The sequence below is a fragment of the Streptomyces sp. HSG2 genome (genome assembly GCF_016598575.1).
GTDB lineage: Bacteria > Actinomycetota > Actinomycetes > Streptomycetales > Streptomycetaceae > Streptomyces.
Map to the genome: position 1 here is coordinate 2,710,061 of NZ_CP066801.1, position 19,254 is coordinate 2,729,314.

At 72.7% G+C, this 19,254-nt stretch carries 14 protein-coding genes, 4 tRNA genes and 1 other RNA gene; 10 read left to right on the plus strand and 9 right to left on the minus strand.

What is annotated here, in order from left to right; all coding sequences use genetic code 11:
* Window positions 1–84 precede the first annotated feature (84 nt).
* The 3 genes from JEK78_RS11420 to JEK78_RS11430 all read right to left on the minus strand — a co-directional run bounded on the left by JEK78_RS11420 (window position 85) and on the right by JEK78_RS11430 (window position 2,152).
* Window positions 85–420: a hypothetical protein gene (locus JEK78_RS11420; RefSeq protein WP_200258163.1), complete on the minus strand. Its 336-nt coding sequence runs from the start codon at window positions 418–420 to the stop codon at window positions 85–87.
* Window positions 421–590: 170 nt separating this feature from the next.
* Window positions 591–1,193, minus strand: coding sequence for a response regulator transcription factor (locus JEK78_RS11425; protein WP_242483039.1), 603 nt, complete (start codon window positions 1,191–1,193; stop codon window positions 591–593).
* Window positions 1,194–2,064: 871 nt separating this feature from the next.
* Window positions 2,065–2,152, minus strand: a tRNA-Ser gene (locus JEK78_RS11430).
* A gap of 72 nt (window positions 2,153–2,224) precedes the next feature.
* Between JEK78_RS11430 and ffs the strand changes: the two genes are divergently transcribed.
* The 6 genes from ffs (at window position 2,225) to JEK78_RS11460 (ending at window position 11,725) form a co-directional block, all read left to right on the plus strand.
* Window positions 2,225–2,323: signal recognition particle sRNA small type (gene ffs / locus JEK78_RS11435), an RNA gene on the plus strand.
* Window positions 2,324–2,383: 60 nt separating this feature from the next.
* Window positions 2,384–4,666 (plus strand): DNA polymerase III subunit gamma and tau, encoded by a 2,283-nt coding sequence (locus JEK78_RS11440; RefSeq protein WP_200258165.1) that lies wholly within the window; start codon window positions 2,384–2,386, stop codon window positions 4,664–4,666.
* A 199-nt stretch (window positions 4,667–4,865) separates the two neighbouring features.
* On the plus strand, window positions 4,866–6,152 hold the full coding sequence (gene purD, locus JEK78_RS11445; RefSeq protein ID WP_200258167.1) for a phosphoribosylamine--glycine ligase: 1,287 nt from the start codon (window positions 4,866–4,868) through the stop codon (window positions 6,150–6,152).
* Window positions 6,153–6,678: 526 nt separating this feature from the next.
* Complete coding sequence (locus JEK78_RS11450; protein WP_200258169.1) at window positions 6,679–8,625, plus strand: hypothetical protein; 1,947 nt, start codon at window positions 6,679–6,681, stop codon at window positions 8,623–8,625.
* 559 nt (window positions 8,626–9,184) lie between these two features.
* A complete protein-coding gene (locus tag JEK78_RS11455) occupies window positions 9,185–10,744 on the plus strand; it encodes a N,N-dimethylformamidase beta subunit family domain-containing protein (protein ID WP_200258171.1) in 1,560 nt (519 codons plus the stop codon).
* Between the two features lie 81 nt (window positions 10,745–10,825).
* Complete coding sequence (locus JEK78_RS11460; protein WP_200258173.1) at window positions 10,826–11,725, plus strand: phosphoribosylaminoimidazolesuccinocarboxamide synthase; 900 nt, start codon at window positions 10,826–10,828, stop codon at window positions 11,723–11,725.
* Window positions 11,726–11,791: 66 nt separating this feature from the next.
* Here the strand turns inward: JEK78_RS11460 and JEK78_RS11465 are convergent.
* From JEK78_RS11465 to JEK78_RS11490, 6 genes are all read right to left on the minus strand, one after another.
* A tRNA-Gly gene (locus JEK78_RS11465) sits at window positions 11,792–11,864 on the minus strand.
* Between the two features lie 167 nt (window positions 11,865–12,031).
* Window positions 12,032–12,829, minus strand: a complete 798-nt coding sequence (locus JEK78_RS11470; protein WP_200258175.1) for an ABC transporter permease — start codon at window positions 12,827–12,829, stop codon at window positions 12,032–12,034.
* Window positions 12,826–13,785, minus strand: coding sequence for an ABC transporter ATP-binding protein (locus JEK78_RS11475; RefSeq protein ID WP_200258177.1), 960 nt, complete (start codon window positions 13,783–13,785; stop codon window positions 12,826–12,828). Before JEK78_RS11475 ends, JEK78_RS11470 begins: the two co-directional genes overlap by 4 nt.
* 145 nt (window positions 13,786–13,930) lie before the next feature.
* A tRNA-Gly gene (locus JEK78_RS11480) sits at window positions 13,931–14,003 on the minus strand.
* Between the two features lie 95 nt (window positions 14,004–14,098).
* Window positions 14,099–14,170: transfer RNA gene (locus tag JEK78_RS11485), tRNA-Gly, on the minus strand.
* A gap of 188 nt (window positions 14,171–14,358) precedes the next feature.
* Window positions 14,359–14,676, minus strand: coding sequence for an Lsr2 family protein (locus JEK78_RS11490; RefSeq protein ID WP_200258179.1), 318 nt, complete (start codon window positions 14,674–14,676; stop codon window positions 14,359–14,361).
* A 335-nt stretch (window positions 14,677–15,011) separates the two neighbouring features.
* Here JEK78_RS11490 and purS point away from each other — a divergent pair, with 335 nt between their 5' ends.
* The 4 genes from purS (at window position 15,012) to JEK78_RS11510 (ending at window position 19,149) form a co-directional block, all read left to right on the plus strand.
* Window positions 15,012–15,284, plus strand: a complete 273-nt coding sequence (gene purS, locus JEK78_RS11495) for a phosphoribosylformylglycinamidine synthase subunit PurS (protein ID WP_200258183.1) — start codon at window positions 15,012–15,014, stop codon at window positions 15,282–15,284.
* Entirely contained in the window at window positions 15,281–15,985 is a 705-nt protein-coding gene (gene purQ / locus JEK78_RS11500; RefSeq protein WP_200258186.1) for a phosphoribosylformylglycinamidine synthase subunit PurQ, read from the plus strand. The genes purS and purQ overlap by 4 nt, the downstream gene beginning before the upstream one ends.
* The gene (gene purL / locus JEK78_RS11505; RefSeq protein ID WP_200258189.1) at window positions 15,982–18,240 is read left to right on the plus strand and encodes a phosphoribosylformylglycinamidine synthase subunit PurL; all 2,259 of its coding nucleotides are present in this window, start codon (window positions 15,982–15,984) and stop codon (window positions 18,238–18,240) included. The genes purQ and purL overlap by 4 nt, the downstream gene beginning before the upstream one ends.
* A gap of 114 nt (window positions 18,241–18,354) precedes the next feature.
* A complete protein-coding gene (locus tag JEK78_RS11510; protein ID WP_200258191.1) occupies window positions 18,355–19,149 on the plus strand; it encodes a sterol carrier family protein in 795 nt (264 codons plus the stop codon).
* Window positions 19,150–19,254 lie beyond the last annotated feature (105 nt).

Sequence of the window (19,254 nt, forward strand, 5' to 3'; positions counted from 1 at the left end):
CCGCACCTCGCACCCCGTGTCCCGGGTGTTCATGCGCGTGCTCGTGCTGATTCCTGCCCCGCGCTGTGGACACGTCCGGTTGGATCAGAACGTGACCATGGCGCCCTTGGCGGCCCTCGCGCCGAGCTTCGCGACGAGGCCGGCCCAGGTGGCGCGGATGGTCAGAGCGGCGGCGCCGAGGCCGGCCGGAACGAGCACGAGGCTCAGGGCCATCGCCCACGGGCTGTTGACCGCGTCGACGATCTTCTTGGCGGTGTAGCCGCTGACGCCGAACTGGGTGGTCAGGTCGGCCGAGAAGACCGCTGGCAGCACCGAGGACGTGCTGCTGCCCACGGCGAGGAGAGCGACGGAGGCGACGGTCAGCACGGTGGCGACCACCATGCCCGTCGCCACCTTCGGCAGGGTAGGGATGTAGGTCATCAGAGATTCCTCTGGATGGCTAAGTGGGTGTGGTGAGTTGCACGGATCGATCGGCGCGGTAGGCGCCCTTTCCGGAACTACGAGATCGAAGCTTGCCAAGATCGCCCCGGAAGCCACATCCTCCGGTCGGCCACCTCCGGAAGACGGGGGTCGAGTGGACGAGGGATGGATCACGCGGCTGTGCCGCCGTACGATGCCACTGCCTGTACCCGGTTGGCGACGCCGAGTTTGCGCAGGATCGTGCTTACATGGCTCTTCACTGTTGTCTCGGCCAGGAACAGGGACGTGGCGATCTCCCGATTCGTCCGTCCGTTCATCAGCAGTTCCATCACCTGGCGCTCGCGTGACGACAAGGGCAGCGAATTCGGCAGCGTGGCAACGGGCTTGGGCTGGCCGACGACATGTCTGTTCACGGCCGCGAACGCGGGGTCGAGTACGTAGCAGCCTGCTGCCACCAGCCGGGTGGCAGCGACCAATTCCAATCCGGTCACGTCATGGGTCAGCACACCCCGGACACCGGCTTCAAGAGCGGCCTGCGCTGAGGGGCAATCAGCCGCTGCCACGAGGAAGAGCACTTGGGTCGCCTTCGCCAATTCCTGCCCGACCGCCGTGTCCGACACCATGAGCTGCCGCCCGCGGGCCGACGACAGCCTCGGCGTCGCCTCGGCGCTGTCGGACTCCGTGACGACGGCGATTCCGTCGCATCCCGCCAACTGCGCCATGACGCGAGTGCGCAGATGGACATCCGCGATTGCTATCACTGCCTGGATCAACGTTCCACTCTGAACTTGTGTTTCCGCCCCGCCAGTCTCGGGGTTGGTCAACTCGGCGTGGACCCGGGACATGGACATCCGCTGAGAGTCTGGTATGTGGCATTCCATCGCTCTTGTCATCACTCGATGGTATGGCGCGAATATTGAGCTGATCTCGTGACTACCGGTTGAGGTGGCGAGTCGGCCCGCAACGCACGGAAGCGCCTCGACGTCGCAGGGAGCGTCAACCACGCGCCAACGCAGGGACCTTCGACGGTTCCCCATTGTTCCACCCCCGATGTCCCGTTCGATCTGGTTTCGTGGCTGGAGAACCCGATCGCCGTCCGAAGCGGGGGACACTCACCCTGCGACCCTGCGACAGGGGATCGTTCGAGCCGTGCGGAGCTGGACCGGTGACGGAACGGTGCACGAGGCACGTCGCCTCGAAGCCCGCGCCGAGGATGCCTCGGGTACCGAGCCCGCTGGATTTCGCCCGACCACTGCGGAGTGATCACGCTCACTCCTGGGGAACAGCCATGACGTCGCTCCGTGCCGCGTCCCACTGCCCCACAGGACGTGCGAATCCTCCTGGCTCTCCCAGGTTCGCGCCGTGGACGCGGTGTGGCTGCCGAGGCGGTGACGAGCGTCTGGGATCCTCGGCGTCCCGGACGTCGTGGTCGACGCGATCATCGGCTGGGAGCCGGGGGAGCGGCACGTATCCGCGCTCGGTACACGCACGTCACCGGAACGATGTCGCGGATGGTCGCCCAGCGAGTCGGCGTTGCGCTCTGGGAGCTGCCGAAGGCCGACTGGGACGGAAACTGGGACGGACAACGTCGAAGGGCCCCACCGCGAACGGTGGGGCCCTTCGACATCGTGCCCGGTGAGGCACTGGCGGAGGATACGAGATTCGAACTCGTGAGGGGTTGCCCCCAACACGCTTTCCAAGCGTGCGCCCTAGGCCTCTAGGCGAATCCTCCGCCGGGAACATTACATGACGGTGGGGAGTGGTCGCGAACTCGTCCCCGGTCACGAGCATCGGGTACTGTGTCGGCAGCCCCTCACGCGGCGCTATCTGACTGAACTCCCCCAGGGCCGGAAGGCAGCAAGGGTAGGTCGGCTCTGGCGGGTGCGTGGGGGGCGTTGGCGTTGCGGGCGGTGGCGTCCGGTCCGGACACTCGGTGTCGGCGGGCGCCTATAACCTCGTAGATGTGTCGTCTCTCGCGCTGTACCGCCGCTACCGCCCGGAGTCCTTCGCCGAGGTCATCGGTCAGGAGCATGTCACCGACCCGCTGCAGCAGGCCCTGCGGAACAACCGGGTCAATCACGCCTACCTGTTCAGCGGTCCGCGTGGGTGTGGCAAGACGACCAGCGCCCGCATCCTGGCCCGGTGTCTGAACTGCGAGCAGGGACCCACGCCGACGCCTTGTGGCGCGTGCCAGTCCTGTCGGGACCTGGCGCGCAACGGGCCGGGGTCCATCGACGTGATCGAGATCGACGCCGCGTCGCACGGTGGCGTGGACGACGCCCGTGACCTGCGTGAGAAGGCGTTCTTCGGGCCCGCTGCCAGCCGGTACAAGATCTACATCATCGACGAGGCCCACATGGTCACGCCGGCGGGCTTCAACGCCTTGCTCAAGGTCGTCGAGGAACCGCCGGAGCACCTGAAGTTCGTCTTCGCCACCACGGAACCCGAGAAGGTCATCGGGACGATCAGGTCGCGGACCCACCACTACCCCTTCCGCCTCGTGCCGCCCGGCACACTGCGCGAGTACCTCGGCGAGGTGTGCCGGGCGGAGGGGATCTCCGTGGAGGACGGTGTGTTGCCGCTGGTGGTCAGGGCGGGGGCGGGGTCCGTGCGGGATTCCATGTCCGTCATGGACCAGCTGTTGGCGGGTGCCGGCGCGGAGGGCGTCACCTACGCGATGGCGACGGCCTTGCTCGGGTACACCGACGGGTCCCTGTTGGACTCCGTGGTGGAGGCGTTCGCCTCGGGTGACGGCGCGGCGGCCTTCGCGGTGGTCGACCGGGTGGTCGAGGGCGGCGACGACCCCCGCCGATTCGTAGCCGACCTGCTGGAGCGACTCCGTGACCTGGTGATTCTCGCCGCCGTGCCGGACGCGGGGGACAAGGGGCTGCTCGATGTCCCCGCGGAGGTTCTGGAGAGCATGCGCGCCCAGGCGCGGTCGTTCGGCGCCGCGGAGCTGAGCCGGGCCGCGGACCTGGTCAACGAGGGGCTCACGGAGATGCGCGGCGCCACCTCGCCTCGTCTCCAGTTGGAGTTGATCTGTGCCAGGGTGCTCCTGCCCGCCGCCTACGGTGACGAGAGGTCCGTCATGGCGCGGCTGGACCGGCTGGAACGTGGCGGAGTGGTCCCGGCCGGGGGCGGACTTCCCGGGAGCGGTTACGCCGCCGCCCCCGCGTCGTCCTCCGGTCCCGGCGACGCCTCCTCCGACCGGCGGGCGCCCGCCACCGTCCCGGCCGGCGGCGCGGTGGCGGCGGCCCGGGCCGCGGTTCGGGGATCCTCGGCCGAAGGGCCGGGCGAAGCCGCCGCGGGGGGTGCCGGGTCACGGCGGTCGGACGATCGGGCGAGCGGGGCCGCGGGCGGCCCCCTCGGGACGGGCGCGGCTCCGACCGGGACGGACGTGTCCGATGCTCCCTCCCATTCCGGTCCGTCGTCCGACCCCGCTTCCCGCGTCTCCACCCCTTCTCCCGGTGGGTCCGGAGCGGCGGCCGGGGCGCCGGGAGACACACCCGGCGGGGGGTCAGGCGCCTGGCCGGCGGCGGCTTCCGCGGGGGGTGGGCGGCGGCCCGGCGGATGGCCCACCGCTCCCGGCGGGGAGGGTGGCCCGACGACGGGTGCCCGCACGGCGTCGGGCCCGGCCCCGACCGGGGACCGCGCCTCGGGGGTCTCCCCCGTGCCCCCTCTGGCCGGTGGTCTCGACCCGCGCGCGCTCTGGCCCGACGTCCTGGACGAGATCAAGAACCGCCGCCGGTTCACTTGGATCCTGCTCAGCCAGAACGCGCACGTGGCCGGGTTCGACGGGACCACCCTCGGCCTCGGCTTCGTCAACGCGGGCGCTCGCGACAACTTCCTGAGCAGCGGCAGCGAGGACGTACTGCGGCAGGCTCTGGCGGAGAGGTTCCACGTCCAGTGGAAGATCGAGGCGGTGGTCGACCCCTCCGGCGGCTCCGCGCCCCCGCCCGCGGGGCATGCCGAGGTGGGCGCCGCGGCCGATCCCGGAGGGGGACCTTCGGTCGCGCGTGCCTCGGCTCCGCCTCCCGCCGGGTCCGCGGCGCCGCGTCCGGCGGCCCGGCCCTCGGCTTCCTCGGTCGGTCCGGCGCCGGACCCCTCACCCGCGCCTCCGGTCTCGCCGGAGGACGACATCCCGGACGAGGACGACCCCGATCTCGACGAGTCCGCCCTCTCGGGCCAGGAACTCATCGTCCGCGAACTCGGCGCCACCGTGATCGAGGAGGTCGCCGCCGGGTGAGCGGGGCGGCGCCACCCGGGGGCCGGGCGGCCGGTTCGGCACGCCGCCGGCCCCCCGCCCCGGGCATGTCCGGGTCCGGCCACCGGTGCGGGCGGACACCGGGGAGGCCCGCGCTCTCGGAGGAACGTACGAGGGTCCGACCGCCGGCCGCTCGGCCACCCGTACAAGACGACGGAGTCGGGGCCGCTAGGCTGACCCCGTGAAGGTCCTCGTCATCGGCGGCGCCGGCCGCGAACACGCCCTCTGCCGCTCACTCTCTCTCGACCCCGCCGTCACCGCGCTGCACTGCGCCCCCGGCAACGCCGGTATCGCCGACATCGCGCGGACTCACCCGGTCGACACCTCGGACGGAGCGGCCGTCGCCGCGCTGGCCGCCGAGATCGGTGCCGATCTGGTGGTGGTGGGCCCCGAGGCGCCCCTGGTCGCGGGGGTGGCCGACGTGGTCCGCGCGGCGGGCTTCCCGGTCTTCGGCCCGTCCAAGGACGCGGCCCGACTGGAGGGCTCCAAGGCCTTCGCCAAGGACGTCATGGCCGCCGCCGGTGTGCCCACGGCTCGCTCGTACGTGTGTACGACCTCGGGTGAGGTCGACGCGGCCCTGGGCGCCTTCGGAGCGCCCTACGTGGTCAAGGACGACGGTCTCGCCGCGGGCAAGGGCGTCGTGGTGACCTCCGATCTCGAGGCGGCCAGGGCCCACGCGGCCGGTTGTCTGGCGGGGTCCGGCGAGGGAACCGCCCGAGGCGGCGTCGTGGTCGAGGAGTACCTGGACGGCCCCGAGGTCTCCCTCTTCGCCGTCACCGACGGCGTCACGGTCGTTCCGCTCCAACCCGCCCAGGACTTCAAGCGGGCGCTCGACGGCGGCGAGGGGCCCAACACCGGCGGCATGGGCGCCTACTCGCCCCTGCCGTGGGCCGACCCCAAGCTGGTCGACGAGGTCGTCGAGTCGGTCCTCCAGCCGACCGTGGACGAGTTGCGTCGTCGCGGCACCCCCTTCTCCGGTCTGCTCTACGCGGGTCTCGCGATCACCTCGCGCGGGGTGCGTGTGATCGAGTTCAACGCCCGCTTCGGTGACCCCGAGACCCAGGTGGTGCTGGCCCGGCTGCTGACGCCGTCGGCGGCACTGCTGATGGCGGCGGCCACCGGTACCCTGGCCGACCTGGAGCCGCTCCGCTGGAGCGACGAGGCGGCCGTCACCGTGATCGTCGCCGCGCGCGGCTACCCCGGTGCCCCGCGCACCGGCGACGTCGTCGGAGGTCTCGACGCCGTGGCGGAGTCGGACGCCCCGCACGCCTACGTGTTGCACTCGGGGACCCGGCGGGAGGGTGACGCCGTCGTCAGCGCCGGAGGACGGGTGCTGTCGGTGACCGCCGTGGGTCGGGATCTCGCCGAGGCCCGCGAACGCGCCTACCGGGCCGTCGGCCGCGTCGACCTGGCGGGCGCCCGACATCGCACCGACATCGCGGCCGAGGCCGCCGCCGAGGCCCGGTAGCGGGTACCGCGCGGAGGAGTCAGACGCGCCCCGCGAACCGGCCCGCACGGCGAGCCTCCCTCAGGCCCCGGCCCCTGCCCCCCGGCGTCCGGCGTTCGGCGAGCGACGCCGGTTCGCGGTCCCGGGGGGCTCGCCGGCGAGACCGACGCCGTCCGCGTCCGGGACGCGCCGCCGCCGCGCGCCGTCGACCCGGGCCCGTGGGGCATCCGTCCCCGGCGTCCTCGCGCCGTCCCCCCGATGCGGTCGGCCCGCCGGGGGGCGGCGGTGGTGCCGTCGGACGGGACACCCGCCGGCGCCGACCATGGCCAGGTGCTCACGCTCGGTCGCCCAGCTTTCCCCAAAGCCATTCCATCGGGTGGCCGATGCTCTATCCGGCTGACTGGCGCGGGGGCCCCAACTAGGGTGCGGCGCAGGCTTTCCGGCACTTGGCCCACCGGCATTGCGATGTCGGTGACGGGTGCCACAGTGGGGGCATGGTCCTCACGAGGCGGCGGCGCGACACACAGGGAGGGGGTGAGACGCGCTCATGACCGGTGCGGGTGTCGAGGAGTCCGGAGCGCGGGCGGCGCGGTTCCACGCCGAAGCCGTGCTGCGCGTCCGAGGCCGAGCCCTGGCCGTCGCCCTGCTGCCCGTCGCCGTCGCCGTCGTCCTGCTGGTCGGTGGGGCGACCGGCCGGCTGACCGGCACGGGCTGGGACGTGGCGCGAGGTGTCGTCTCCGCCCTCGCCCTGTCGGTGCTCCTGGGGGCGGCCGGTGTCGCCCTCCTGGTGGCCCGCGCCCGACCGGCCGTCAGCCCGACGGTGCCGATCCCCGAGGCCACCGCCCCGGACCTGTATCGGCTGGTGCGTGACCTCGCCGACCGCCTCGGCGTTCCGGCGCCCTCCGCCGTGGAGCTGACCCCGGACTGCGACAGCTGGCTGGAGGATCGCGGCCCGGCGGGCCGAGGAGGCGCGCGAGGAGGGTCCGCCCGTCACCCCGGCGCCACCTCGGCGACCCCCGAGGGTCGGTCGGCGCGGGTTGCTCGGGAGGCCCCCGTCCTGGTCATCGGCTCACCCTTCCTGTGGTGGATGCGCGTCGCCGAGCTGCGGGCCGTGCTCGCCCCCGTCGTGGCCGGCACGGGGCCCTCCGCGTATCCGGAGATAGCCGCCGCCCGGCGCTTCCTGCGCGGGCTGGACGCCGCCGTCGCCGTCACCGCGGCCCGGCACCGCCGCCTGCCGGCGCGTCTGGCCTCCCGGGTCGCGGGCCGCGTGGTCCGTCACCTGCTGCGCGGCTGTCGGGCGGACGCGGTGGAGATGGAGCGCGGGGTCGCCGCCGCGGCGGCCGAGCGGGCCCGGAGCGTCGACTACGGCCTGCGGATCGTGGCGCAGGAGCAGGTCGGGCTGGCGTACGCGGGCTGGGACAGGCTGCTCACCAGGGTCGCGTTGCCCGCTTGGCGAATGGGGCGCTGGCCGGCCGGACTGGACGCGGGGGTGGTCTCCGCCCTCACCGAGTTGTCCCGGCGCGACCGGCTGGCCACCGCGCTCTCCGCCCGCCTGGGCGAGCGCCCCGCCTGTGATCTCTTGGAGGAGCCCGGCGTGGTGGACCGGTCTACCTCGCTGCTGGCGGCCCGGCTCTTCCACGGCGGGCCCGCCGCGGAGAGCGGGGACTGGGAGCCGGTGGAGTGGGCCGACTACCCGGAGGAGATCGTGGACCGCATCTGGCGCACCGACGCGGCCAGGCTGCACCGGGTCCTGGACCGCCTCGGCGTACGGCGCGTCACCGGGGCGGGAGCCGCCGCGGGCCCGCCGCCTCCACCGTCGGAGGGGCCGGGAGTCGACGGCCCCACCCTGGCGAAGGTCCTCGACCACCTGGCCGGCCGGGGCCTCTCGGACGGCGCGTCCGCCCGGGCCGCCGACGGCGAGCCCGAGCCGACCCCGCTCCCCGACGATCCCCGCGGCATCGATCATGCTGCGGCCCCGACCCCTCGGCCCGATCCGGACTCTCCGGCCGATCCGGACGCCCAGGCCGATCCGGACTCCCCGGGGTCCGTGATCGCGGCGGGACTCCGTGCCGAACTGGCACGCGAGGAGGCGCTCGGTCCGATCCCGCCGATCTCGGACGGGGACCCCGGCACCACCCTCGGCGCCCCGGAAGATCCCCCGGTCACATGGGATCCGGCGGGCCTGCCGGTCCACGACCGGGTGCTCTGGGGCGACGAGGCCCTGCCCGTCTTCCCGCCTCCGCCCTCGCGATCGGGCCGGGAGCTGCTGGTGGATCACGTCACGGCCATGGTGTGCTGCGCCGCGGTGGACACGGCGGGGGCGGCTCCGGGGCTGGACTGGCTGGACGGGCCGTCGCTGCTGATCGAGGGGGAGCGGGTGGCCGATCTGAACCGGCGGGTCTTCAGCCTCGTCGACACCGGGGACGCGGCCCCGCTGCGCGACTGGTTGGCCGACCTGGGGATACGGCCCGAGAAGCCGGTGCGGCTCGCGTGAGGCGTCCGGCTCGCCTCGCGGAGGCGGAGGCGAGAGCGCGGGGCGGGTGCCACGGGCTGCATGCCCCGGACGAGCCACGCGGGAGCGGTGGGCCCGCCGGCGGTCCGCCGTCTCCCCGGTCGTGGTGGGCCCGGCTGCGGCGAGCAGGCCGTCGTCGGCCCGACATCGCGGCGATCCCCGCTTCGACGGTCGCGGGCCCGCCGGTCCCGGCCACCTCGGCCCGTGGCGTGCCGACCCGGCGCCGGGCGACGTCGTGCGTGGGCACGAGCAGTCACGGCCCGGGGCCACCGGCGCAGCGCCGGACTCCGGCCCGGACACATGCCTGGGGCAAGGGGCGGGCCGGCACCAGGCGTCGGCGCGCCGGACGAGACCGGTAGCGCCTGGCGATCCGCCCGCATACTCCGGATTGCCCTTTTCTACTTTCAGCCAGTTCGCGACGACGGGTGACCGCGCGCGTGCGAAATGTGATGTGCTGGGACCGGATCGCGTATTTGGCAAGCGCGTACGTCATACGCGTGGCGGGGCCGCGACCACGGGGGCACGAGGGAGGGGATGACCCATGGTCTCCGATCAGGTCCGCCGCTGGGAGTCGGGCGCGCTCGCGCACGGCGTCGCCGACCCCTTCGGCCAGGGCCCCGTCCCCTGGTTGCGCGGCGGTGAGACGTACGTCGGAGAGGACGGAAGGATCCTCCCCTGGTACGTGGGCGCCGGTCTGGACGAGGACGAGCGCGAGGACGAGCCGGGCGGCGTCGGGACGGGCGCGGCACCCTCCACCGCCCCGGGGGCTGTCCGGGTCCGCCGGCGTCCCGCCACCCTGTCGCGCTCCATGGGGGGGCCACGCGCGGCGGACGACGTCCACTGCCAGATCAAGGGCTTCGCCTCACCGGGAGCCGTCGCTCCCGGTGAGGCCATCGACTTCCACATCACGGTCGATCCGCCGCAGCAGTTCGGAGTCGACGTCTACCGCATCGGCCACTACGGCGGCGAGGGGGCGAAGAAGATCACCACAAGCCCCCGGCTCTCCGGCATCGTCCAGTCGCCGCCGCTCGCCGCCGAGCGGACCGTCTCGTGTCATCACTGGTGGCTTTCGTGGCGCTTGCAGATCCCGTCCCACTGGAGGGTCGGCGCCTACGTGGCCGTGCTGACGACGGCCGACGGGCACCGCTCCCACGTGCCGTTCACGATCCGGTCCACCACGCCCGCCGATCTGCTGCTGGTGCTGCCCGACGTCACCTGGCAGGCCTACAACCTCTACCCCGAGGACGGCCGCACCGGGGCCAGCCTCTACCACGCCTGGGACGCGGACGGACGTCTGCTCGGCGAGGCCGACGCCGCGACCACCGTCAGCTTCGACCGCCCCTACGCGGGGGCGGGCCTGCCCCTGCACGTCGGTCACGCCTACGACGTCATCCGCTTCGCCGAGCGCTACGGATACGACGTCGCCTACGCCGACGCCCGCGATCTGCACGCCGGCCGTGTCGACCCCACCCGATACCGGGCCCTGATCTTCCCCGGCCACGACGAGTACTGGTCGGCGGCGATGCGTCGGCGGACCGAGATCGCCAGGGCGCACGGCACCTCCCTGGTCTTCCTCTCCGCCAACACCATGTACTGGCGCGTCGAGTTGTCCCCCTCCCCGTCCGGCGCGCCGGATCGTTTGTTGACGTGCCGCAAGCGTCGCGGTCCTGGGAAGCCCACGCTCTGGCGCGAGGTCGACCGGGCGGAGCAACGGTTGCTCGGCATCCAGTACATGGGGCGGGTGCCGGAGCCCCATCCCCTGGTGGTGCGGAACGCCGGGCACTGGCTCTGGGCGGGGACGGGTGCCCACGAGGGTCAGGAGATCGACGGGTTGGTGGCCGGCGAGGCCGACCGCTACTTCCCGCGCACTCCGCTGCCCGAGCACGAGGAGCGGGTGCTCCTCGCCCACTCCCCCTACATCGACGCCCGGGGCGTCCGCAGACACCAGGACACCTCGTTGTACCGGGCGCCGAGCGGGGCCTGGGTCTTCGCGTCGGGAACGTTCGCCTGGTCGCCCGCCCTCGACCGGCCGGGGCACGCGGATCCCCGCATCCAGCGGGCCACCGCGAACCTCCTCGACCGGATCTGCGGGTGCGGCTGATTCCTCCGGCACCCCGCCCCCGGCGGGCCGTCCCGGATGCGGGAGAATCGCCTCACTCGTACAGAACCACGGGGAGGCACCGTGTCCGGATTCGTCGAAAAGCCCGTACCTCGGCAGGTTCCGGGTCTGGAGCATCTGCACACCGGCAAGGTGCGCGACCTGTACCGGGACGCCGAGGGGCATCTGGTGATGGTGGCCAGCGACCGCGTGTCCGCCTATGACTGGGTCCTGCCGACGGAGATCCCGGACAAGGGGCGGGTGCTCACCCGACTGTCCCTGTGGTGGTTCGAGCAGTTGGCCGATCTGGTGCCGAACCACGTGCTGAGCACCGACCCGCCCGAGGGCGCGCCGGCCGAATGGGCCGGGCGCACGCTGGTCTGCAGGTCCCTGCGGATGGTTCCGGTGGAGTGCGTCGCGCGTGGCTATCTCACCGGATCGGGACTGGCCGAGTACGAGAGGTCGCGGACCGTCTGTGGCCTGGCCCTGCCCCAGGGTTTGCTGGACGGTTCCGAGCTCCCCGCCCCGATCTTCACACCGGCGACCAAGGCCGAGGTGGGCGATCACGACGAGAACGTCTCCTACGAGGAGGTGGTCCGTCGGGTGGGCGCCGACACGGCCGCGCGGCTGCGGCACACGACGCTCGCCCTCTACAGGCGCGCCCGGGACATCGCCGGTGCGCGGGGCATCGTGGTGGCGGACACCAAGTTCGAGTTCGGTTTCGCCGGGGACGAGCTGATCCTCGCCGACGAGGTGCTCACCCCGGACTCCTCGCGTTTCTGGCCCGCGGACCGTCGGCGGCCAGGTGGGCCGCAGCCGTCGTACGACAAGCAGTACGTCCGCGACTGGCTGACGTCCGCCGAGTCCGGGTGGGACCGGTCGGGCGAGCGGCCCCCGCCGGCGCTGCCCGAGCGGGTGGTGGAGGCGACCCGCGCCCGCTACGTCGAGGCGTACGAGCGGCTGGTCGGCCTCGATTGGACCTGAGCCGCCCGAACGGCGGACCGGTGAAACGCCGCGGGCCCCCGTCGGAAACGGGGGCCCGCGATGCGGAGCGGACGACGAGGCTCGAACTCGCGACCTCAACCTTGGCAAGGTTGCGCTCTACCAACTGAGCTACGTCCGCCGGGCGCCGTGGCGCGGAGGCAACTATACCCAACCGCGACCGAGCGCGGCACGGGGGTCGGCGCGCCCCGGGGGGAGTGCCGCGCGGGCCGCGACCTCGTGCTGCGGCACGGCGGCGGGACGCACGCGTTTCTGCCGGCGCCCCGCCGTCCGCCGGGCGCCACGCGTTCAGTGGCGCGGTTCCCAGCGGAACCAGCGCTTGACGGCGAACAGGGCGAGCGCGGTCCAGCCGAGCGCGAGCAGGAGTGCCCGCAGTGTCTCGAAGCCGGTGAGTTCACCGGTCCAGCCGCCGCGCACCAGGGCGATGACGGGGGTGAGGGGGAGGAGTTGACAGAAGGCCGCGATCCGGTCCGGCAGCAGCTCCACGGGGAAGAACATCCCCGACCCCAGCATGGACACGAGCAGCAGTGGCATGGGTGTCACCTGCGCGCTCTCCGATGTCCTGGTGTAGGCGGCGGTGACGGCGGCCAGCGCCGCGCACAGGGCGAGTCCCGATGCGACGCCGACGACCGCGAGCAGGGGTGCCGCCGGCGCCCCGATGTCGAGCAGCACGGTGCAGCCGACGGCCAGCAACACGCACTGGGCCAGGCCGGTGAACACCGCCGGCAGCGCCGACCCGCCGAGGATCTCGGCGTCGCGCAGTTCGCCGGTGCGCAACCGCTTCAGGACCAGTTCCTCGCGTCGGGCGACGAAGACGCCGACGAGCGCCGAGTAGACGGCGAAGAGCAGCGAGAAGCCGATGGCGGAGGGCAGCACCAGGGTGCCCACCGACAGGCCGGCCTCCTCCAGGTCCAGGCCGGTCGCCGCCGAGCGCACGCTGAACGGCAGGACCAGGGGTACGAACAGGGCGGCGAACAACGTGCCCTTGCTGCGGACGAACAGGATGAGCTCGGCCCGGGCCAAGGAGGCCATGCGCCCTCGGGCGCTGGTGACCTGTCCTGTCGGCTCCGTCTTCGTCGTGCTCATGCCCTGTGCTCCCTCGTGTTCGGTCGCTCGGCGGCGTCCCGGGCGATGCCCAGGAAGGCCTCTTCCAGCGAGGCCGGACGTACGTCCAGTCCGGCCAGTTCGACCCCATCCCGCTCGGCCCAGACCAGGAGTCGGGTGGCCGATCGCTGGAGCTCACGCGTTCGCAGGCGGACGGACCGGCCCTCGACCCGCTGGTCGCAGACGGCCAACTCGGCCATGGAGGGAAGCTCGTCGACGGAGTGGCCTTCGGGTAGTTCGAAGGTGATCCGCGCGGGTCGGGAGGCGGTCACCTCGGACGGTGTCCCGGCGGCGGCGACCCGGCCGTCGTGCAGGATCGCCAGCCGGTCGGCGAGGGTCTCCGCCTCTTCCAGGTAGTGGGTGGTCAGCAGCACGGTCGTGCCGCCGTCGCGCAGCTCCCCGACCAACTCCCAGGTGTCCCGGCGCCCCTCGGCGTCCAGCCCCGTCGTCGGTTCGTCCAGGAAGAGCACCTCGGGTCGGCCGAGGAGGGCGAGGGCCAGGTCCAGGCGTCGCCGTTCGCCCCCGGACAGTTGTTTCACGCGGACGCGCGCCTTGTCGTCGAGTCCGACCAGGGCCAGGGCCTCGCCGGTGGGCCGGGCGCCGCTGACGCAGCCCGCCCACATCCGCGCGGTCTCGCCGACGGTCAGCTCGGTCGGGAATCCGCCCTCCTGCAACATCACCCCGGTCCGGGGTCGCAGCGCGGCTCGCTCGGTGTAGGGGTCGTGGCCGAGGACCCGGATCCGACCGCCGGCCGGTTCGGCGAGCCCTTCCAGGAGTTCGACGGTGGAGGTCTTGCCCGCCCCGTTGGTGCCGAGCAGTGCGAACACCTCCCCTCGGTCCACGGTGAAGGTGACCCCGCGTACCGCCTCGAACCCGCCCCCGTAGACCCGTCGGAGGTCGGCGACCTCGATCACGTGCTCGTGTTCGCTCGCTTCCATGACGCCAGCTTCGCCGACGACGTCGGCCGGCAGGGTGTCCGGCGTCACATTCGGTGGGGGAGATTCCCGGGGAGGGGTTTCGCGTGTGGGAGGTCGCCCGGCGAAGAGAAAGGCCCCGATCCGATGGACCGGGGCCTTCCAAGCGAGCGGACGACGAGGCTCGAACTCGCGACCTCAACCTTGGCAAGGTTGCGCTCTACCAACTGAGCTACGTCCGCGCGAATGCCGGTGCGCGACACCCGCGAAAGCGGGGGAGGACCGGATCGGGCACCACCCTACCCGATCCGGAAGGGTGTCCGGACCGGTGGTGCGGAGCGGGTGACAGGGATCGCACACTGCGCCTTCCCCCTGGAAGGGGGATGTTCTACTACTGAACTACACCCGCACGCCTCCGTGGGCCGGACCTTCGGCCGCCCCTCGGCGTGATCCAGACTCTAGCCGATCACCCGGGGCCACGCGCAAGTCGGTTGCCGCGCGGGGCGGATGGGCGGGCGGGGTGGGACCCGAGGACGGGTGGGGGTGGGGTCGGCCGCCGTGCCCGCCGGAGAGTCGTCTCCGGCGGGGCGGGCGCCTTCACCGCGCGGCGGCGAACGCCTCGTAGACCCGCTTGGGGATGCGACCCCGGGCGGGGATGTCCATGCGGTTCGCCTGGGCCCAGGCGCGGACCGCCGAGGGGTCCGGGGCGATCTCGGTCTCCCGGTACGTCCGCCCGGAGCGGGCCCGCTTGCGACCGGCTTCCACGTACGGCTTGAGGGCCTCGCGGAGTTCGCCGGCGTTGGTCTCGTTGAGGTCGATCTCGTACGACCGTCCGTCGAGTCCGAAGGCGACCGTCTCCGCCGCTTCCGAGCCGTCGATGTCGTCGGAGAGGGTGACCACGACACGCTGCGCCACGAATATCGGTCCCTTCGCGCGGCATCTCGGCGACGAGAACGACGTCACGGAGATGCCGACTGTCCGCCTGCGATTAGGCAAAGTATCGGCTATTGGCATTTCATTTGTACAGGGCCTGGCATTGCCGTGTGAAGTCCGGCGAAATCCTCCCGCGTGTCCTCGGGGCAATAGGTGCGCGTCTCGGCGTCGGGATCTTTCCCGAATTTTCGACGCCCCCTTCCCCGCGACGTCGAATCGTGATGCCGGTCACGTAGGTTCCTCCAAGGCTACACGCGTAGAATTTTTGTGCGGGTAGTCTGACGGGACCTGCTCAGCACCACACACCGGGAGTGCCAGTGGCACGCGTCGTAGTCGACGTCATGCTCAAGCCGGAGATCCTCGACCCCCAGGGCCAGGCGGTGCGGCGCGCACTGCCGCGGCTCGGATTCGACGGGATCTCGGACGTCCGCCAGGGAAAGCGCTTCGAACTGGAAGTCGACGGCCCCGTCGACGAGGCGGCCCTCGCCCACATCCACGACCTCGCGGAATCCTTCCTCGCCAACACCGTGATCGAGGACTTCACCGTCCGGGTCGAGGAGTCGGCGGACGTCGCGGGGGCCGGCAGGTGACCGCCCGTATCGGCGTCGTCACCTTTCCCGGCAGCCTCGACGACCGGGACACGTGTCGGGCCGTCCGGCGAGCGGGCGCCGAGCCGGTGGCGCTCTGGCACAAGGACCGCGACCTGCGACAGGTCGACGCAGTGGTGCTGCCCGGCGGGTTCTCCTACGGCGACTACCTGCGGGCCGGTGCCATCTCCCGCTTCTCGCCGGTGATGGAGACCCTCGTCGAACAGGCCGCCGCCGGGTTGCCGGTCCTCGGCATCTGCAACGGCTTCCAGATCCTCACCGAGGCGCACCTGTTGCCCGGGGCCATGCTCGGCAACGACCACCAGCACTTCGTCTGCCGGGATCAGGCGCTGCGGGTGGAGAACACCGCGACCGCCTGGACCGTCGACTACAGCCCCGGACAGGAGATCCGCGTCCCGCTGAAGAACCGGGACGGCCGCTTCGTCGCCGACCGGTACACGCTGGACCTGTTGGAGGCCGAGGGCCGGGTGGTCTTCCGCTACCTCGCCGACGGCCCGGCCGCGGACGGCTACGGCAACCCCAACGGATCCCTTCGCGACATCGCCGGCATCACCAACGCGGCCGGGAACGTCGTCGGCCTGATGCCGCACCCCGAGCACGCCGTGGAGCCGCTGATCGGCACCGGCGGCGGGGACGGCCTGCCGTTCTTCACCTCGATTCTCAAGAAGCTGGTCACCGCATGAGCCGGACGCCCCTGGACACCGTCGAGCACGCCGCCGCGACCCCCGACGTCGCGCTGCCCTGGGCGGAGCTCGGGCTGAGGAAGGACGAGTACGAACGGGTCGTGGAGATCCTGGGACGCCGTCCGACCGGGGCCGAACTGGCCATGTACTCCGTCATGTGGTCCGAACACTGCTCCTACAAGTCCTCCAAGGTCCACCTCCGTCGCTTCGGCGAGCAGGCGCCCGAGAGCGACGCGTTGCTGGTAGGCATCGGGGAGAACGCCGGCGTGGTGGACATCGGCCAGGGGTACGCGGTCACCTTCAAGGTCGAGTCGCACAACCACCCCTCCTACGTCGAGCCCTACCAGGGCGCGGCCACGGGCGTCGGCGGCATCGTCCGCGACATCATCGCCATGGGTGCCCGCCCGGTCGCCGTCGTCGACCCGCTGCGCTTCGGCGCCGCCGACCACCCGGACACCCGGCGTGTCCTGCCCGGGGTCGTCGCGGGCATCGGCGGCTACGGCAACTGCCTGGGCCTGCCCAACATCGGCGGAGAGATCGTCTTCGACCCCTGCTACCAGGGAAACCCCCTGGTCAACGCCGGATGTATCGGTGTGATGCGACACGAGGACATCCACCTGGCCAAGGCCTCCGGGGCCGGGAACAAGGTCGTCCTCTACGGAGCCCGCACCGGCGGCGACGGCATCGGCGGTGCCTCGATCCTGGCCAGCGAGACCTTCGACGACGCCAAGCCCTCCAAGCGGCCGGCGGTGCAGGTGGGCGACCCCTTCCAGGAGAAGCTCCTCATCGAGTGCACGCTGGAGGCCTTCCGGGAGCGGCTGGTCGTCGGCATCCAGGACCTCGGCGCGGCCGGATTGTCGTGCGCCACCTCCGAGCTGGCCTCCAACGGCTCCGGCGGGATGCGCGTCACGCTCGACGACGTGCCGCTGCGGGACGCCACCCTCTCGCCGGAGGAGATCCTCATGAGCGAGTCCCAGGAGCGGATGTGCGCGGTGGTCGAGCCCGACAAGGTCGACCGCTTCCTGGAGATCTGTGCCAAGTGGGACGTCACCGCCACCGTGATCGGCGAGGTCACCGACGGCGACCGCCTGGAGATCCACTGGCACGGTGGCAAGATCGTCGACGTGGACCCGCGTACCGTCGCGCACCAGGGCCCGACCTACGAGAGGCCCTGTGCCCGACCCTCCTGGCAGGACGCGCTCCAGGCCGACGACGCCGGTCGGCTGCCCCGGCCGGACTCCGCCGAGGGCCTCCGTGAGCAGGTGCTGAGCCTGGTGGGCTCACCCAACCAGGCGTCCAAGGAGTGGATCACCTCCCAGTACGACCGCCTCGTCCAGGGCAACACCGTCCTCGCGCAACCTGAGGACGCGGGGATGATCCGGGTCGACGAGGAGACCGGACTCGGCGTCGCCCTCGCCACGGACGGCAACGGCCGTTACGCCAAGCTCGACCCCTACGCCGGGGCGCAGCTCGCGCTGGCCGAGGCCTACCGGAACGTCGCGGCGACGGGTGCCCGACCGTTGGCCGTCTCCGACTGTCTGAACTTCGGCTCCCCCGAGGACCCCGCCGTGATGTGGCAGTTCGCCGAGGCCGTGCGCGGACTCGCGGACGCCTGCCAGGTGCTCGGCACCCCTGTGACCGGCGGCAACGTCTCCCTGTACAACCAGACCGGCGAGGCGGCCGTGCACCCGACCCCCGTCGTCGCCGTCCTGGGCGTGATCGACGACGTCGCGCGCCGCACGCCGGTCGCCTTCCGGGAGGAGGGGCATCTCCTCTACCTCCTCGGCGACACCCGTGAGGAATTCGGCGGCTCGGCCTGGGCACAGGTGGTCCACGACCACCTCGGTGGTCTGCCGCCCCGGGTCGACCTGGAGCGCGAGCGGCTGCTCGCCGACATCCTGATCTCCGCGTCCCGGGACGGGATGATCGACTCGGCGCACGACCTGTCCGACGGCGGTCTGGTCCAGGCGGTCGTGGAATCGGCGCTGCTGGGCCGGAAGGGCGCCCGCCTGGTCGTCCCCGACGGCCTGGACGCCTTCACCTTCCTGTTCTCGGAGTCGGCCGGGCGCGCGGTCGTCTCCGTGCCGCGCTCGGAGGAGGTCCGCTTCACCGACATGTGCGGGGCCCGCGGGCTCCCCGCCACCCGGATCGGAGTCGTGGACGGGACGGCGGTCGAGGTCCAGGGCGAGTTCTCGCTGTCCCTGGAGGAGCTGCGGGACGTCCACGAGTCCACGATCCCGCGGCTGTTCGGCTGAGACCGGCGCCGACCGGGGCACGGCCGGCCGGGCGCACGCCCGCGCCCGGCCGGCTCCCCGTCCGTGCCGGTCCGCCCGTCGCCCCCGTCCGCACGCGCGCATAGGCTTCCGCGCATGCCGCCGTCTCGGAAGCCTCCTCGCCGCTACGACCCCGAACGGACCCGTGCGGCGGTGCTCGCCCAGTACGGGCATCTGCGGTCCGCCGCGGGCTCCCTGTCGCCTCGGCACCTCACGCTGCCCGCCGGCGCCGGTGGACGCACGGTCGGCGACCTGGTCGCCGACCTGGGTTCGTCGCTGGCCGGCGTCGACGCGCTGCTCGCGGGACCGGAGCCGGCCCGACGCGGGGCGCGGCTGCTCGACTGGCCGGGAGTCGCCGCCCTCGACCCGGTCGCGTCGGACGCCGGGCCCCGGGCCGTCGTCCCGCCCGGTGATCTCGATGCCCGGCTCGCCGAGGCCGAGCGACTCTTCGTCACCCGACTCGACGAGCACCCGGGCGACAGGTTGGTACCCACCCCCGCCGGCGCGCTGCCGTTGGCCGACTGGGTCGTCACCCGCGCCCTCGACCTGGTGACGCGGGCCGACGACCTGAGCGCGGCCGTGCCGGGCCTGGAGGTCCCCCGGGACCGGCGGGCGGTGGCGGCCGCGACCCGCCTGCTGGCGGACACCCTGGCCGATCGCGCCCCCGGCGGCACGACGGAGGTGCGCGTTCCGCCCCACGCCGTCGTGCAGTGCGTCGAGGGCCCCCGGCACACCCGCGGCACACCCCCGCACGTCGTCGAGACCGATCCGCTGACCTGGATCAGGGTGGCGACGGGGCGGATGGCCTGGGCGGACGCCGTCGCGGAGGGGCTGGTCACGGTCCGGGGCGACCGAGCCGACCTGGGCGGGTTGCTGCCGCTGACGGGCTGACGGGGCGGCCCCGGACCGTCCGCCGCGCCGCCACGCGACCTCTCCCTGACGCCCCACCGTCCGAGGACCACGCGCGCCCGCCGTGCGACCCGGGTCCGAACCCTC

What these genes read in the sequence shown, in the direction of transcription:
- JEK78_RS11420 (WP_200258163.1), bottom strand. Translation starts at nt 420, where the DNA reads ATGACCTACATCCCTACCCTGCCGAAGGTGGCGACGGGCATGGTGGTC.
- JEK78_RS11450 (WP_200258169.1), top strand. Translation starts at nt 6,679, where the DNA reads ATGACCGGTGCGGGTGTCGAGGAGTCCGGAGCGCGGGCGGCGCGGTTC.
- JEK78_RS11455 (WP_200258171.1), top strand. Translation starts at nt 9,185, where the DNA reads ATGGTCTCCGATCAGGTCCGCCGCTGGGAGTCGGGCGCGCTCGCGCAC.
- JEK78_RS11470 (WP_200258175.1), bottom strand. Translation starts at nt 12,829, where the DNA reads ATGAGCACGACGAAGACGGAGCCGACAGGACAGGTCACCAGCGCCCGA.
- JEK78_RS11475 (WP_200258177.1), bottom strand. Translation starts at nt 13,785, where the DNA reads ATGGAAGCGAGCGAACACGAGCACGTGATCGAGGTCGCCGACCTCCGA.
- purL (WP_200258189.1), top strand. Translation starts at nt 15,982, where the DNA reads ATGAGCCGGACGCCCCTGGACACCGTCGAGCACGCCGCCGCGACCCCC.
- JEK78_RS11510 (WP_200258191.1), top strand. Translation starts at nt 18,355, where the DNA reads ATGCCGCCGTCTCGGAAGCCTCCTCGCCGCTACGACCCCGAACGGACC.